This window comes from Pseudomonas sp. RIT-PI-o, from assembly GCF_001297215.1.
GTDB classification, from domain to species: domain Bacteria; phylum Pseudomonadota; class Gammaproteobacteria; order Pseudomonadales; family Pseudomonadaceae; genus Aquipseudomonas; species Aquipseudomonas moraviensis_A.
In genome coordinates this window covers 68,009-81,052 of record NZ_LHPA01000018.1, presented here as the reverse complement: position 1 = coordinate 81,052, position 13,044 = coordinate 68,009, and the positions used below count along the sequence as shown (strand labels likewise).

15 protein-coding genes and 1 pseudogene are annotated in these 13,044 nt (G+C 56.4%); 5 read left to right on the top strand and 11 right to left on the bottom strand.

Annotated elements, in window-relative coordinates; genetic code table 11:
* Position 1 precedes the first annotated feature (1 nt).
* On the bottom strand, positions 2 to 262 hold the full coding sequence (locus AEQ63_RS08175) for a hypothetical protein (RefSeq protein WP_152972339.1): 261 nt from the start codon (positions 260 to 262) through the stop codon (positions 2 to 4).
* A 158-nt stretch (positions 263 to 420) separates the two neighbouring features.
* On the opposite strand from AEQ63_RS08175, the gene AEQ63_RS08170 reads away from it, so the two are divergent.
* Positions 421 to 1,215 (top strand): class I SAM-dependent methyltransferase, encoded by a 795-nt coding sequence (locus tag AEQ63_RS08170; protein ID WP_064362710.1) that lies wholly within the window; start codon positions 421 to 423, stop codon positions 1,213 to 1,215.
* A gap of 98 nt (positions 1,216 to 1,313) precedes the next feature.
* On the opposite strand, the gene AEQ63_RS08165 is transcribed toward AEQ63_RS08170, so the two are convergent.
* Entirely contained in the window at positions 1,314 to 1,652 is a 339-nt protein-coding gene (locus AEQ63_RS08165) for a DUF2834 domain-containing protein (RefSeq protein WP_064362708.1), read from the bottom strand.
* Between the two features lie 248 nt (positions 1,653 to 1,900).
* On the opposite strand from AEQ63_RS08165, the pseudogene ilvA reads away from it, so the two are divergent.
* Positions 1,901 to 2,890, top strand: a pseudogene (gene ilvA, locus AEQ63_RS08160) (threonine ammonia-lyase, biosynthetic); the annotation flags it as partial.
* Between the two features lie 30 nt (positions 2,891 to 2,920).
* On the opposite strand, the gene AEQ63_RS08155 reads toward ilvA, so the two are convergent.
* Together AEQ63_RS08155 and eco are read right to left on the bottom strand one after the other, a co-directional pair.
* Positions 2,921 to 3,226: an NIPSNAP family protein gene (locus AEQ63_RS08155; protein WP_064362707.1), complete on the bottom strand. Its 306-nt coding sequence runs from the start codon at positions 3,224 to 3,226 to the stop codon at positions 2,921 to 2,923.
* Between the two features lie 21 nt (positions 3,227 to 3,247).
* Positions 3,248 to 3,733, bottom strand: a complete 486-nt coding sequence (gene eco, locus AEQ63_RS08150; RefSeq protein ID WP_064362705.1) for a serine protease inhibitor ecotin — start codon at positions 3,731 to 3,733, stop codon at positions 3,248 to 3,250.
* A 366-nt stretch (positions 3,734 to 4,099) separates the two neighbouring features.
* On the opposite strand from eco, the gene AEQ63_RS08145 reads away from it, so the two are divergent.
* Positions 4,100 to 4,366, top strand: coding sequence for a DUF1652 domain-containing protein (locus tag AEQ63_RS08145; protein ID WP_064362703.1), 267 nt, complete (start codon positions 4,100 to 4,102; stop codon positions 4,364 to 4,366).
* Here the strand turns inward: AEQ63_RS08145 and AEQ63_RS08140 are convergent.
* A complete protein-coding gene (locus AEQ63_RS08140) occupies positions 4,363 to 4,761 on the bottom strand; it encodes a hypothetical protein (RefSeq protein ID WP_064362701.1) in 399 nt (132 codons plus the stop codon). The two genes, AEQ63_RS08145 and AEQ63_RS08140, sit on opposite strands and share 4 nt — an antisense overlap.
* A gap of 89 nt (positions 4,762 to 4,850) precedes the next feature.
* A complete protein-coding gene (locus AEQ63_RS08135) occupies positions 4,851 to 5,120 on the bottom strand; it encodes a DUF2790 domain-containing protein (RefSeq protein WP_064362699.1) in 270 nt (89 codons plus the stop codon).
* 14 nt (positions 5,121 to 5,134) lie between these two features.
* Here AEQ63_RS08135 and AEQ63_RS08130 point away from each other — a divergent pair, with 14 nt between their 5' ends.
* Positions 5,135 to 5,533, top strand: a complete 399-nt coding sequence (locus AEQ63_RS08130) for a hypothetical protein (RefSeq protein WP_064362698.1) — start codon at positions 5,135 to 5,137, stop codon at positions 5,531 to 5,533.
* A 78-nt stretch (positions 5,534 to 5,611) separates the two neighbouring features.
* Positions 5,612 to 5,908 (top strand): hypothetical protein, encoded by a 297-nt coding sequence (locus tag AEQ63_RS08125; protein ID WP_007912147.1) that lies wholly within the window; start codon positions 5,612 to 5,614, stop codon positions 5,906 to 5,908.
* 76 nt (positions 5,909 to 5,984) lie between these two features.
* On the opposite strand, the gene AEQ63_RS08120 is transcribed toward AEQ63_RS08125, so the two are convergent.
* The 5 genes from AEQ63_RS08120 to AEQ63_RS08110 are packed head-to-tail and all read right to left on the bottom strand — an operon-like array spanning position 5,985 to position 12,847.
* Complete coding sequence (locus tag AEQ63_RS08120; RefSeq protein WP_064362696.1) at positions 5,985 to 8,210, bottom strand: lipase family protein; 2,226 nt, start codon at positions 8,208 to 8,210, stop codon at positions 5,985 to 5,987.
* A 12-nt stretch (positions 8,211 to 8,222) separates the two neighbouring features.
* A complete protein-coding gene (locus tag AEQ63_RS27110; RefSeq protein ID WP_082367762.1) occupies positions 8,223 to 9,080 on the bottom strand; it encodes a hypothetical protein in 858 nt (285 codons plus the stop codon).
* Positions 9,073 to 9,933 (bottom strand): hypothetical protein, encoded by an 861-nt coding sequence (locus AEQ63_RS27105; RefSeq protein ID WP_082367760.1) that lies wholly within the window; start codon positions 9,931 to 9,933, stop codon positions 9,073 to 9,075. Before AEQ63_RS27105 ends, AEQ63_RS27110 begins: the two co-directional genes overlap by 8 nt.
* On the bottom strand, positions 9,930 to 10,778 hold the full coding sequence (locus tag AEQ63_RS08115) for a DUF4123 domain-containing protein (RefSeq protein ID WP_064362694.1): 849 nt from the start codon (positions 10,776 to 10,778) through the stop codon (positions 9,930 to 9,932). The genes AEQ63_RS27105 and AEQ63_RS08115 overlap by 4 nt, the downstream gene beginning before the upstream one ends.
* On the bottom strand, positions 10,775 to 12,847 hold the full coding sequence (locus AEQ63_RS08110; RefSeq protein WP_064362693.1) for a type VI secretion system Vgr family protein: 2,073 nt from the start codon (positions 12,845 to 12,847) through the stop codon (positions 10,775 to 10,777). Before AEQ63_RS08110 ends, AEQ63_RS08115 begins: the two co-directional genes overlap by 4 nt.
* Between the last annotated feature and the right edge of the window lie 197 nt (positions 12,848 to 13,044).

The following is a 13,044-nucleotide window of genomic DNA, read 5'->3' as shown; positions in this document are numbered from 1 at the left end:
CTCAGGGCACTAACCGATGAACCGCGATTTCAACAGCGTTGCCATCTGCTAGGCGATAGGCATAAATAGTACGGTCGGCGTCCGGCAGCAGGCTGCTGGTTTGCAGCACGCATTTCTGCGTTTTGCTGTCCCAGACCTGGCCTTTCGGGCATTCGGGTTTCTGGACGGGGTCTTTTTCGCCACCACTGGCCACGACCAATTGGCTGGACATCGCCGCGACCAGCAGAAACGGGGCGGCGAACATAACGGGACGGATATTCATGGAAGGCTCCACAGAAGGTTGTGTTTCACTTTGAACACCCACAGGGTGAATTTTTATTCATTGCTTTATCAGTGACTGTTCAAGTTCAGCGTAAATTCAAGCGCTATGCTCGGAAGCGTCTGCCGTTGATCCGATGTTTTGCCTGAAGGAGCATTGTCATGAACGATCAGGTCCATCACTCAGCCGCTGCCGGCTACAAAAGCGCTGCCGACACCTACGTCAAAGGGCGGCCGGACTATCCGCCGCAGGTCAGTCAATGGTTGACCGCGACGCTGGGCCTGGATGGGCATAAAACCGTGATCGATCTGGGTGCCGGCACCGGCAAGTTCACTGGCCGGCTGCTGGCGACCGGTGCTCAGGTGATCGCCGTGGAACCGGTGGCGCAGATGCTGGAAAAACTCTCTGACGCATGGCCTCAAGTTTTGGCGGTGAGCGGCACAGCGACTGATCTGCCGTTGCCGGATGCTTCAGTGGATGTGGTGATCTGCGCACAAGCGTTTCACTGGTTTGCCAGCGCCGAGGCGCTGAGCGAAATCGCCCGGGTGCTCAAGCCAGGTGGCAAGTTGGGGCTGATCTGGAACCTGCGTGACACTGAAGTCAGTTGGGTGCCGAAACTGGATGCCATCGTCAATGCGCTGGAAGGTGACACACCGCGCTATTACACCGGCGTCTGGCGCGAAGCGTTTCCGCACCCTGCATTCGCGCCCTTGCAGGTTGAACGGTTTCACCATGGTCATACCGGATCGCCGGAAGACGTGATCTTCAACCGTGTGCGTTCCACCAGTTTCATCGCCGCGCTGCCGGAGGCGCAGCGGGCGCAGGTTGATGAGCAGATTCGTGCGTTGATTGCCGCAGAACCAGAATTGCGCGGCAGGGACACGGTGACAGTGCCTTATGAAACCGCCGCGTTCGTCGCAGTAAAAAAGGCTGAATCCCATGACATTCCAGTGTAGGAGTGAGCCTGTTCGCGATAACGGAGCGTCAGTCACCTCATCTTTGGCTGACACTCCGCCATCGCGAGCAGGCTCACTCCTACAGGGTTTTCAGGTGTTCATAGTATCTGGCTGCACTTTTCCACTGCCTTGCGCCGCTCGCGAACCCCACGCACCACCAGATACAACAACGGCCCGATCGACACGAAAACCGCGGTCAGCAACAAATACGGCAGTACCGACCAAACCGACTGCCCACGCGACCGCGCGTCCTTGACCATCCAGATGCCCGCCAGTGTCGCCAGCAGGTACAGATCAATCACCACCTGCGCGGTATCGGGCCGCGTCATCAGGCTGATGCCGAAGTCGATCAATGACTGTTCGGCCTGGAGCATCACCGAAACGGTGTAACCGCTAAAAGCGAGCAAAGCCGTGAGGGGCAGGGTGATAGACATCATGCAATCCTTCCTTGGTGTGATGAGAGAGTCGCCAGACTAACGCCGCTGCCAGGAATTGGCCATTGACTTGCCAGCACCGCGCAGGCTAATTTCCAGCCCATGACTTTCACCGTATCGCGCTGCCAGCCAATGATTATTACCGCCATTCCTCATTTGGCGGGCTAGCTCACGACTGCGCACCCAACCCGCCCTAGAGGCGGGTTTTTACTTTCTGTCTCCGGGGTTCTGCAAAATGTCAGGAGACGACCATGCCACACAGCACCGACCAGCAAGCCCTGCTCGAGCACTACGTGAAAAAGATCCTCGCCGCGCCGGTGTACGACATTGCGGTGCGCACGCCGTTGCAGCCAGCTCCGGCGTTGTCGGAAGCACTGGGCAATCGGGTCCTGCTCAAGCGCGAAGATCTGCAACCGACGTTTTCTTTCAAGATCCGTGGTGCTTACAACAAACTCGTGCAACTGAGCGATGAGCAGAGAGCGCGGGGAGTGATCACCGCATCGGCGGGTAATCATGCGCAAGGCGTAGCCCTGGCGGCGCGGGAGTTGGGCATCGCTGCGACGATCGTCATGCCGTCTACCACTCCTGAGCTCAAAGTACTCGGCGTGCGCAGTCGCGGTGCCGACGCATTGCTGCACGGCGAGAGTTTCCCCTTTGCATTGGCTCATGCGCTGCAATTGGCCGAACAGACCGGATGCACCTTTGTTTCACCCTTCGATGACCCAGATGTGATCGCCGGACAGGGCACCGTGGCAATGGAAATCCTGCGCCAGCATCAAGGCGCGCTGGATGCGATTTTTGTCCCGGTCGGCGGCGGAGGCTTGGTCGCCGGCATCGCGGCGTACGTCAAATATCTGCGCCCGGAAGTGCGCATCATCGGCGTCGAATCCGAACATTCAGCGTGCCTGAAGGCCGCGCTCGAAGCCGATCAGCGCGTCGTGCTGCCCAATGTCGGGACGTTCGCCGATGGCGTGGCGGTAGCGCAGATTGGTGCGTTCGGGTTTGAGGTTTGCCGCTTTTGCGTCGACGAAGTGATCACCGTCAGCAACGACGACCTCTGCGCAGCGATCAAGAATATCTACGACGATACCCGCTCGATCACCGAACCTTCCGGCGCGTTGGCCGTGGCCGGGATCAAGCAATACGTAGGGCGAACCGGGGTGCGTGAGCAGACATTCGTGGCGATCGACTCGGGCGCCAATATCAACTTCGACAGCCTGCGCCATGTCGCCGAGCGCGCTGCGGTGTGCGGCGTCTCGGCGTGAAGATGTTTACGGCAGCAAGGGGCGCAGGAAGCTGCGCTCGTAGCTGACGATAAACTTCTTCTCGACCAGACTGGCCACCAGTGCAGTGCTTTCCGGGTCGGTCATCGCGATGTGCCGATAGCTTTCGTAATCCGCCAGTGACGGAAAGCTGAACAGGCAATAAGCGATGTTGCTCGCGCCCTCGGACGGCAAAAAGTAGCCGTGATGCGTGCCGCCCAAGCGCTCGACGATGCCGAGCCAGGCCTTGGCGTAGGCCTCGAACTCAGGCAATTGGTAGGGATCAATGACATATCGGACGTGGCAGGTAATCAAACGACGCACTCCTTGTTCGGGTTATTCCTGCAGGGCGGTACCGACTTTATCCGACGCCGACCAGATGCGATAACGCACTTCGACATCCGACGGCGCATACACCACGACCGGCAGCTTGCTGTTGTAACGCAGCATGAAGCCATCACCAACGACCGGCACGAACGCGCGCTTCTTCTGGCTGCCGGGCGGGCAGGCCATCATCGTGCTCATCGGCCCAATGACCTTTTCCAGTCGATAGAACGGATAACCCCAGCCTTCAAGATTCTTCTCATCGAGAACACCGCCCAAACGCTGACGGTTGCAGTCCACTTCAAGGGTTTTGCCGGCGAGGATTTCCACCTGGAAGTTCTCTTCCTGCTCTTGCTTGGGCAAGTGAATGACCTGGCGGGTGAACCCGGCTTCAGCCTTCGGGTACGGCGCGACGTCTTCAAGATTGGCGGCGTGGGCGAGGGTGGACAGGCTGGCGATAAACAAGCCGGTGGTCGCGTAGACGCGTAAAGAACCCATGGAAGCCTCCGTGCGGGTGTAGGGTAGATGACGGGCATTCTTACCCTCATGGGCCGTGATTGCAAACCAGCGTCGAGTTGCAAAATGCAGTACCCGCCGAGGCCATTCTTGCATTTTGCAAGTAGCCAAATACTGGCACCGCCGCCAAGTGCTTGATTTCACAAGGGTGAAAATGAACCGATGAAAGGCACGCTTTATGCGTCTTTTCAGTGCGGCGCACCGGCCTGGGCGCCTACACTCCAATGGGCATTTCGCAGTACCACCGCTTGTCGCACCAGGGAAACAGCGGGGACACACCCGTGCAGGGGCAGCAACGGTCAGCGTGAATACTTGATTGGCATCTCACAGTAAGGAGAGGGTTTCGCCATGTTTCTGTCTGCCTTGGAACTACGCAATATCATCGAAAGCAGTTTTTTGCCGAAACGTTGCCAGTGCACGCTGTCGCCGGACTTGTCGATGACCGTCAAGATTTTCGGCGATCACCAGACCGATCAGGTCGATCTGCAGGTCAGTGACATTGACGCCAGCCGCCTCAACGGCTGTCGTGAAATCAACGACCTGATCGCCGGGTTGCGCTCGGAGCTGAAAGAGCAAGCGGTCCAACATCACTACCCACGAGCCAGAGCCGTCTAACGCACCGTTTCACCCAGTTCGACCGTCACGCGCCGGGCCTGCACAAAACCAAGGCCCAGCGCGAACTCGACCAGCACCGCGAGCAAAATCCCGGGGCCGGCATGGCCGTTGATCCATTCCGCAAAGCCCAGCACTGCCAAACCAAAACAACCGACGATAAACCCGTTGCTCAGCGCATTGCGCCCCAGCGACGGCGGCGCGTTGCGCACCAGATAAAACATCACCCCCAGCGCCGCAAACAGGACCGCACCGCGCCGCGCGACAAACCCGGCAGCGTCGGAATACTCGAGGCTCCAGATCGCCAGCAGCCTGTCCGGGAAAACGCCCCAGGCCAGCGCCAGCAAAAAACACAACGAACACGTGAAGCCCGACAACGTGCGAAACGACAACTGCATGGCCAATCCTTGCGGCATTGAGAAGGGTTTCGAGAATAACCGTCGAAACGCTTCACGCCTACCGCAAACCCGCAAACCAGACGTTTCTGTCAGTTCTGGAAGTTGCACGCGTCAGACAATTTCCTATAGCTGATTTCCTCAGGTCGACCGGCGTTGTCGATGTACTTCATATCGGCTGTAACCACCTTGCACAGTTGGGTTGGCGGCTCGGTCAACGACACCACTTTGGCCACCTGCAGCGGCATGCCGTACTGATACGGCACGGCTTTGGACGTGGTGGAAGTGTCATTGGCCTGGGACAGCCCGGCAAACGCGGTGCAGGCGAGGGCGGCAGTGAGCAATAAAGGACGAATGTTCATGAAAGGACTCCCGTGTGGCGGTTCTACAGTTCGGCGTGATTCAGCCGAACCTGCCGCACCGGGCGACAGCCAGAATGGCTGAGGGCGTGCGGTTCAGTAGAGTTTTTGACCACGGCGTTAAGGGATGGTTAACCGGGCTGAACGCCGGCTGTCAGGGAGTGGGGTGGTTTTCTTTGGAAGGTTTGGCGAATTCCTACAAAGGCTGGTGCCTTGTCTGCTTTCGGCGGTTGGAGCGGGGCGGTTATTTTCGGTTGCCGCTGCAAAATCAGTGGTTCGGGTTTGGTCACCCGGGAATAATCGATTGCATATGTGCCATCATCTGCTCCGCGGAGTTCTTTGACCGTGAAGTGCATAGCTGTGGCGGCCGTGTGCAGGACGCCTTCGGGCGAGCTGAGTTGATTGTTCTCGGTTGACCAAGCCTGTACACGGTCCGCCTCCCATCGTTTGGTCACGGTGTCGGCGGTTACTTTTGAAACAATCGAGTAATCAATATGCCAATAATCAAACTGCTACAAAACCGCTATCTCCCCCTCAGCAGCAACGTCACCGAAACCCCGACACTGCTCATCGACACCCAGGCCAACCCGAAAGACATCCTCGAAGCCGCCGTCCAGCGCATCCGCGCCGCCGCCGACCTGCTCGAAACCCTGCATTGCCTGTGCTTCAAACACGCCGACGTGCAGGACATTCCACACATCACCCATGCGCTTTACCTGCTGACGCAGGATGGCAATGATTTGCTGCAGGTGGCGCAGCAGCAGATGTTGAGTTGGAAGGCGCCGGTGTGAGTTCAACGTAACAGGATGGAAGGGGAGTCTGACGACTCCCTCCACTGTGCAGGCATTGATTAACATAATGTTCGCATCAAGCCATGCTCGTATTTCTTGCCGAAGGAATCTGCGCCAAACGTACCGACTCCTGATTTTCTTTGTGTTCCGCCCACCGGTCAATGTGGGTCTGCAGGTCAGCAAGCGCGGTGCAATCGCCATAGATCTCAGCCAGCGTGAGTTTCGTCGTACTCAGGCGGGTGATGGTCCGAAGCGTCTCTTCAAGGGCTTCCAGTTCTTTCTCGTTATGCTTTACCGCTTGCCTGATAGCTCTTTGCCGATCCTGAAGGTCAGACATTGTCGAGCGCCGTTGTAATGCGGTAGAGCGATCTTGTGGCCGGCTTTCAATGGTGCCGCCGGGAAACTCTGCATCGGCTCTGCTCTGCCATTCCTTGAGTTGAGTACGATAAGTTTCGACTTCAAGCTTTAATCGATCAGATTCCGTGGTACTGATGATATAGCCACCGGTTTTCAGGGTGTCCTGCCACCGGCGCAGGGATGCCCAACATGCCGGAATATAACCGTCGAGCATTTTGTGATCGCCGCCGTTGGCCGCCTGCACCAGGAATTGCTTGCGATCAGGTGTGTCATTGTTTTTCAACTGCGCAACGCAGCGTGTCATGGCGGCTTCTTCATAACCTTCGCAGTTGGGCGTCCACAACACAGAAGAGACACCTTGACCAGGTAGTCGTAATGGCATGAAGTAGCGTTGCTCACCGTGGTGCCAATAAGGCTTGCCACCGAAACGCGTCATGCCTGCGGCAAAGACCAACCCACCAGCGGCAGGTGTTAGAACACCCGATACCGTCGCCGCAAGACCGGTGATCCAGATCGGCTTTTTGGTATCCATCCAACCGGCGGGTACGCTCGGCACAGGGTCGTTCTGGTTGACGATCCGGTGATGAACCAGGCCGCTCGCGGATTCAACAAAGTCTTTGTCGCCAGCACGCGGTGAGCCGAAGGTGTACAGGATGACGTCGCTGGTGATTTCACGATGGAGCCATTCCGAAAGCAGCAAGGAAATGGCGCCGCCCAGACTATGGCCGCAGACGATGATCTTTTGATTGGTGCGAAAGCGAAGAATGTAGCGGTCTATAAATGGCCGCAACGCCATGTATGCTTCATAAAAGCCTTGATGCGCCTTGCCGGTTCCGCCCTCAATCGGTACTTGTTTGGCATCGGCATCTCGCCAGCCATCCCAGCCTTCGGCCGTACCCCGTACACCGATAAGGATGATCCGGTCATCGTGGGTGGCATAGGCCTGGGTGTCGGTATTTTTCCAGTCCGTTGCACCTTGTCTCAAATCATTGAAAAAATGCACGTCTGAGGGGGTTTCCAGTTCTTCACCAGAGGATGAGTCATTCTGCGGGTAAAGTTCTGGATCGAAGGGCACGATTTCCAGGCGCTTGGAGTAGGGCACATCTTCTACGAGTGGAAACGATGGCTTCTTGGAGTCCGCGTAACTCGATGGCTCTTCGAAACACGCGAGGCAAGTATTCAGTACATGACCAATGGTGCCGCGCGAGGGATAGGTGAACGCAAAATCTTTTTTCGGGGTCGCGTCAGCTTTCTCGGGTGTCTGACCGAAAGCACCGTAACTGAGCGTAGCCAGCAGCGACAGTTGATAAAGGTTCAACGCACTGAATTCTGGAGCGAGCGACAGAAGCGGCCTGAATGCGCGCAAGGCGCGAACTTCGAGGACATAGTGTTTTTCTGGTAGCAGGCCTACACCAAAACTCGGAACTTTGTCCCCGGCGAAATCACGAGCGAGTTTGGCGCAACCTGCTGGCACAGGATTGGAAAGCTTTGCAGCAGGGGGCAAATGTTTACTGAGCTCAACAAGGTCACGAACTTCAACGTTGTGAAATTCGCCTTTCTCCGCCGAGGCACGGTATGCGCCGGTTTTGCTGGTGCTACCGATGGGACGACGTAAAGTTTGCTCAGCAGCAACTTGTAAGTCTGTCAGCGGAATAGGATACGTCTTGCGGTCACTAATCTCCTCGTACCAAGGGATTCCACCAGAATACTTTTTAGCCAATGTAAGTATCAGTGGGCCGCTATAGTTTCCTTCAATTTTTGCGTATCCATCTGCATCAAGCGAACCAGACTGCTTTGTGCCCTCGCAATCCGTAACTTCATATTCTAAGCTCGCGTATGGTTTTCCTTCCCCAAACTCATCTACAAGTCGGAAACTAACCCACCCTCCTTTTAGAGGGCATGATCTTGCTTGGTCGTTTAGTAGGCGCTTTTCTTGAGTCTGCATTCGCTTATGTCCTTATTCACTGCAGGTCGGGTAAATACTGCATTCTCGTCCATTTATCTTAAAATTTCTAAAGGTAGGAAGAACTCCGCAGCGAACAGATTCAGCGGTCTCTTGGCAAGGCTTCCAACCTTGATTTGTCTTAACCCAGCGGTTGTCTTTCGAAGGTTCTTCAATCTCAGAGAAGTGGAATACAACGTTGACTGTTTTTTTGTTGAGTTTGTCTCTAGTTATAGCTCCTCCAGGCTTTTTCCTCTTCGAATAATCGTCAGGAACGTTCCATTGTTGGTCGGCGGCGCTACACGACAATATCTTCTCAATATTGTCTTTTTTTGCCTTCGCTGTGCTGATTTGAAAAAGCCAACTGCAAATTCCACGTTGCTCAATAATATTTGCAGGAACTTGATCTTGGGGGGCTCTAGTGTCTGTTACGGTTAAGCCTCCTGCGAGTTCCAAGTCGCGATCCCTCGCACCTGCTCCGTATGAGGCGCTTACCTCATAACTAACGCGGGTAAGTTCCATGGAGCAGTCAGCGATGTTATATTCCAGCGGAATGTCCGTAGACACAGTTTGTTCAACGTTCTTAGCGTCAGTCGTATTAGATTTTTGTTGTTGGCGTATCACATTTCCACCAAGGCCAGGACTGTAGACTTCGCATTTTTCACCTTTTTTAGGCGAGTACTTGGCTTTCGATGTAAAACCAAAATTCGCAGGAATGGTCGCAGCTAATGTGAAGTGGTCACTGCTGTAGTGGCTCGTAACACCTTCTACTGAGTCCTTCGCCATCTGACCGGCAAAGCTGCATGCGCCTATCAATGGCAGAACAAGGAAAAACACAGTTCGGACACTGTGTGAGAAATTTTGGTCATTCATTAACTACTCCCTGTTCTGCGCAGTTGGGATAGACGGTGCATACACGATCATTCATTTTGAAAGTTTTAAAGTCTTTGTTGTTGCCACGACAGAATCCGAAAGGGTCATTTGGGCCCTTTCCAAGGCACGGTTTCCAACCGCTAGGAAATTTTATCCATGTATCGCCAATTGACGGCTGCTCTTCGTTGGAAAGACGAAACTCAACTTTTACAGTTGTGTTTGCAAGTCTATTTATTGCGATTGAGCCACCTGGTTTCCTCGTTTCATATTTCGTTTTTTTCAACGACCAGTTTTCATCGGTTGCATTGCATAACAAAAGTTTTTCGATTTTTCCTAACTTGGCCTTGGATTTACTAATCTGGAACAGCCAGGAGCACAAGCCTCTTTGCTCTATGGTGCTTGGTATTATTCCTGAGCGACTGTCTACTTCACACGTCCTAACAGATAAGCCACCAGCCTGATCATAATCGCGGTCTGAAGATCCTGCGCCATACCTCCCGCTCACCTCATAACTAACCCTGCCAAGCTCCATCGAACACCCCGCAATGTGATATTCCAGCGGTATATCCGTAGACGCTGTCTGCGCTTCCGCTTTTGCTTCAACCGTATTGGACTTCTGCTGTTGACGGGTGACGTAGCCGCCAAGACCGGAGCTGTAGACCTCGCAGGTCTGGCCCGATTTTGGGTAGTAGTGTGCTTTAGAGGTGAAACCGAAGTTCGCCGGTACGGTGGCGACCAAGGTGAAATGGTCGCTTGAGTAGTAACTCACGCTGCTTTCGGCAATCTGTTGCGCGAAGCTGCATCCGCCCAGTGCCGGTAGCACTGCCATGGCGGGCCAAAGACTGATTCTCAAGCCGGGACGCCTGCTTTTGGATTACTGAAGACTCGCTGACAACGCGCAAAATGCACTTCAGGCGTTTCTCCCGGAATGGGTTCCCAGGCGATATCAGATGCGCATTGTGGCGACAGGCGCAGACTCAGCATCAACTGACGTTGCTCTTCGGTTCGCCAGTCCCATGCATCGAGCAAGTCCAATTGCTCCTCAAGCCATTCACTGACGACTCGGGTTTCGGCCAGTGTGGCAGCCGTATCGACGTGGTAGGTCAGTAACCAGCGCTTGAGGTTGTCTCGCAGGATGCTTCGGGCCTGTTCACCCGATTCCGGGTTGCGAAGCCACGGCGCCGGATTAGGTACCGGATATATCCCCGGCCGCCCGTTATCCGCACTTTTCCATTGATCCTGGTCCCAATACAGCACGCTGCTGATCGGGCCGAGCAGTAGCGGCCATTCGGTTTCTTTCAAGTTGCGGAGGCAGCGGGCGAGGACGCGGTTGTCCTGGAAGCGGAACAGCGAGCGCTCGCCATCTTCATCAATGACCATGCGAGCGATCCAGTGCTGGGTCAGGCTGTCGAGATCAGCCTTGTCCATGCTGCCGATCCAGCCCCAGTTGCGCTGTGGGTCATCAAGTAGTCTGCGGAACGCATCGTTGCCCGGGTTCTGTAATTCGGTCAGCCATGGACTGATGGCGGCGAACTGCGCGTATTCGGTACGGCGGTAAAGTTGTACCGAGCGTTGCATGACGCCGGCGCTATACAGCGAGGTGACCGGATTGGGTTCGGCGAGGCTGTCCAGTGCCAGAATCAGCACGCGATTGAGTCTGGCCTGTTCGCCTAGCCAGTTGTTGAGTGCTTCGCTCATGCTGTAGCTCCCAGATCGCATTTGCCTTCGCGGCAGGCTTCGCAGATCGGGCAACGTATGTCGCCGGCAGCGCGAGCGGCTTTGGCCAAGGCCATCTGTGCGGCGGCCGGGACGAGCAGGGCACCTGCTTTGTCTTTCGCTGCGGCCCACGGTATGACAGGTTCCAGAATCCCGATCCCGGTTCCCACCCCAGGCGCACCACCGGTATTCACCTTCACCTCAGCCCCGCTGATGGTCACACCACCGGCATCCACCTTCACAAAGCTCCCGCCCGCCTTGGCGGTCAGCTCCATGCCACCCTCAATCACAACCTTTTCGCCAGCGTGGTAATGAATCTCCGTCCCCGCCTCGACAAACTGCGCCATGCCCACCTTCACATGCTGCGTCCCCGCAACTGTCAGATGATCATCCGCCCGCATCTCGCTAATCCGATCCAGATGCGTAATCCGGTGTTCCTCAACCTTGAACTCGCTCAGGGTGTTGGCTTCAACCGTGTCGTGCCGTTCGTTGCCGACGCGAATCTTCTGGTCGTGTTCGATGTTTTCGTCCCAGTCGCGCTGGGCGTGGATGTAGATCTGTTCGGCGCCTTTCTTGTCTTCGATGCGGAATTCGTTGTAGCCCTTGCCACCCGGGGAGCTGAGGGTTTTGAAGGTGCTGCGGGTCTTGTTGGCGGGCAGGTCGTAGGGGACGACGTTTTCCTTGTGGTACAGGCAGCCGGTGACGAGGGGCTGGTCGGGGTCGCCTTCGAGGAAGGTGACGAGCACTTCCATGCCGATGCGCGGGATGGCGATGCCGCCGTAGGCTGCGCCGGCCCAGCCGCTGGCGACGCGCATCCAGCAGGTGGTTTTGTCGTCGGACTGGCCGTCGCGGTCCCAGTGGAATTGCACTTTGATGCGGCCGTACTGGTCGCAGTGGATTTCTTCACCGGGCGGGCCGGTGACGACGGCGGTCTGGCTGCCGAGGACTTTCGGTTTCGGGTGTTCGAGGGCAGGGCGGTAGTGCGCGTCCCACGGGGTGGCAAGGAAGCTGTTGCGGTAGCCCTGGTGGAAATCGCTTTTGTTGTCGGTGACGTCGCTGGTGACGTTTTCGCCGAGCACTTGCGGTTGTTTGCCTTCGTGGAAGACTTCCAGCAGCAGCCACAGGTCGTTCCACTCGGCGCGCGGGTGTTCGGCGAGCGTGAGGAAATGGCCGCTGGTGAGGGTCGGTTCGTCACCTTTGCCTTCGGCGAGTTTGTAGTCGCTGCGATGGCGCTCCAGGGCGCGGGTCGAGAGGAACTTGCCGCGCTCGCGAGTCGTGAAGCGGCCGGGGTAATCGTAGTCTTCCAGATCCGGGGCGAATTCGGATTTGACCGCGCCTTCCGGCAGCAACTTGGGTTTTTCGAAATCGTAGTCGCGGCGGCTGACGCGGCTGGTGCGGGTTTCCAGGCGCAGGTTGAAGCGCTTGATCACCGGCTTCTCGGCGGCCATGCCGGAGTCTTGCTGGTAGCTGACCGGTTTCAGTTTGCGGAATACGGTCTGGTCGTCGCCGAACACCAGTTTGTGGCCGCTGCTGCTGTGCTGGAAGTGGAAGTGAATGCCTTCCTCTTCGCACAGACGCTGGATGAAATGCAGGTCGGACTCGTCGTATTGCACGCAATAATCGCGTTCCTGGTACTCGGCGCCAAGCTGGAAGCTATAGGCGTCGGAGAGAATGCCGCGATCTTCCAGCACCTGGGCGATGATTTTCGGCACCGTCAGTTGCTGGAAGATCTGCTGATCATGGTTGTGCTGCAGATAGGCCAATTGTGGCATCAGGCTGATGCTGTAGCGGGTCAGGGTCTTGCCGGAGTCGCCCTGCTCGATGCGATAGACCTGGCCGTGAATCTTGCCTTCGCCGGTGGCGCCGAACGTCAGGCAGGCGCGCTTGTGCAGCAGCTCTTCGAGCTTCAGATCGGGGCGAGCGCTGACCAGTTCGAGGTCGAAACGGAACGGTTCGTTGAGGGCTTCGCGACCGGTGAAGCTGAGGACTTGCAGGTCGGCGTTGGCGTCTTCGATCGAGAGGGTGATGTGGGTTGCGTTGGCGTCCAGCATGCCTTGAATTCCGTCCGTTGAATAAGCAGGTGATGGATGTTGCAGGATTAGACGGCCTCATTCAAGGCGCAAATGGCGTAGGCGTGGGACTGCGATGCCATAGGGAAAACCCTTAGGAGGGCGGTTTCGGCCAGTGAAGCCGGGCAGTGAATGGATTTTTAGTGTCTGATCGGGCGCTATCGCGAGCAGGCTCACTC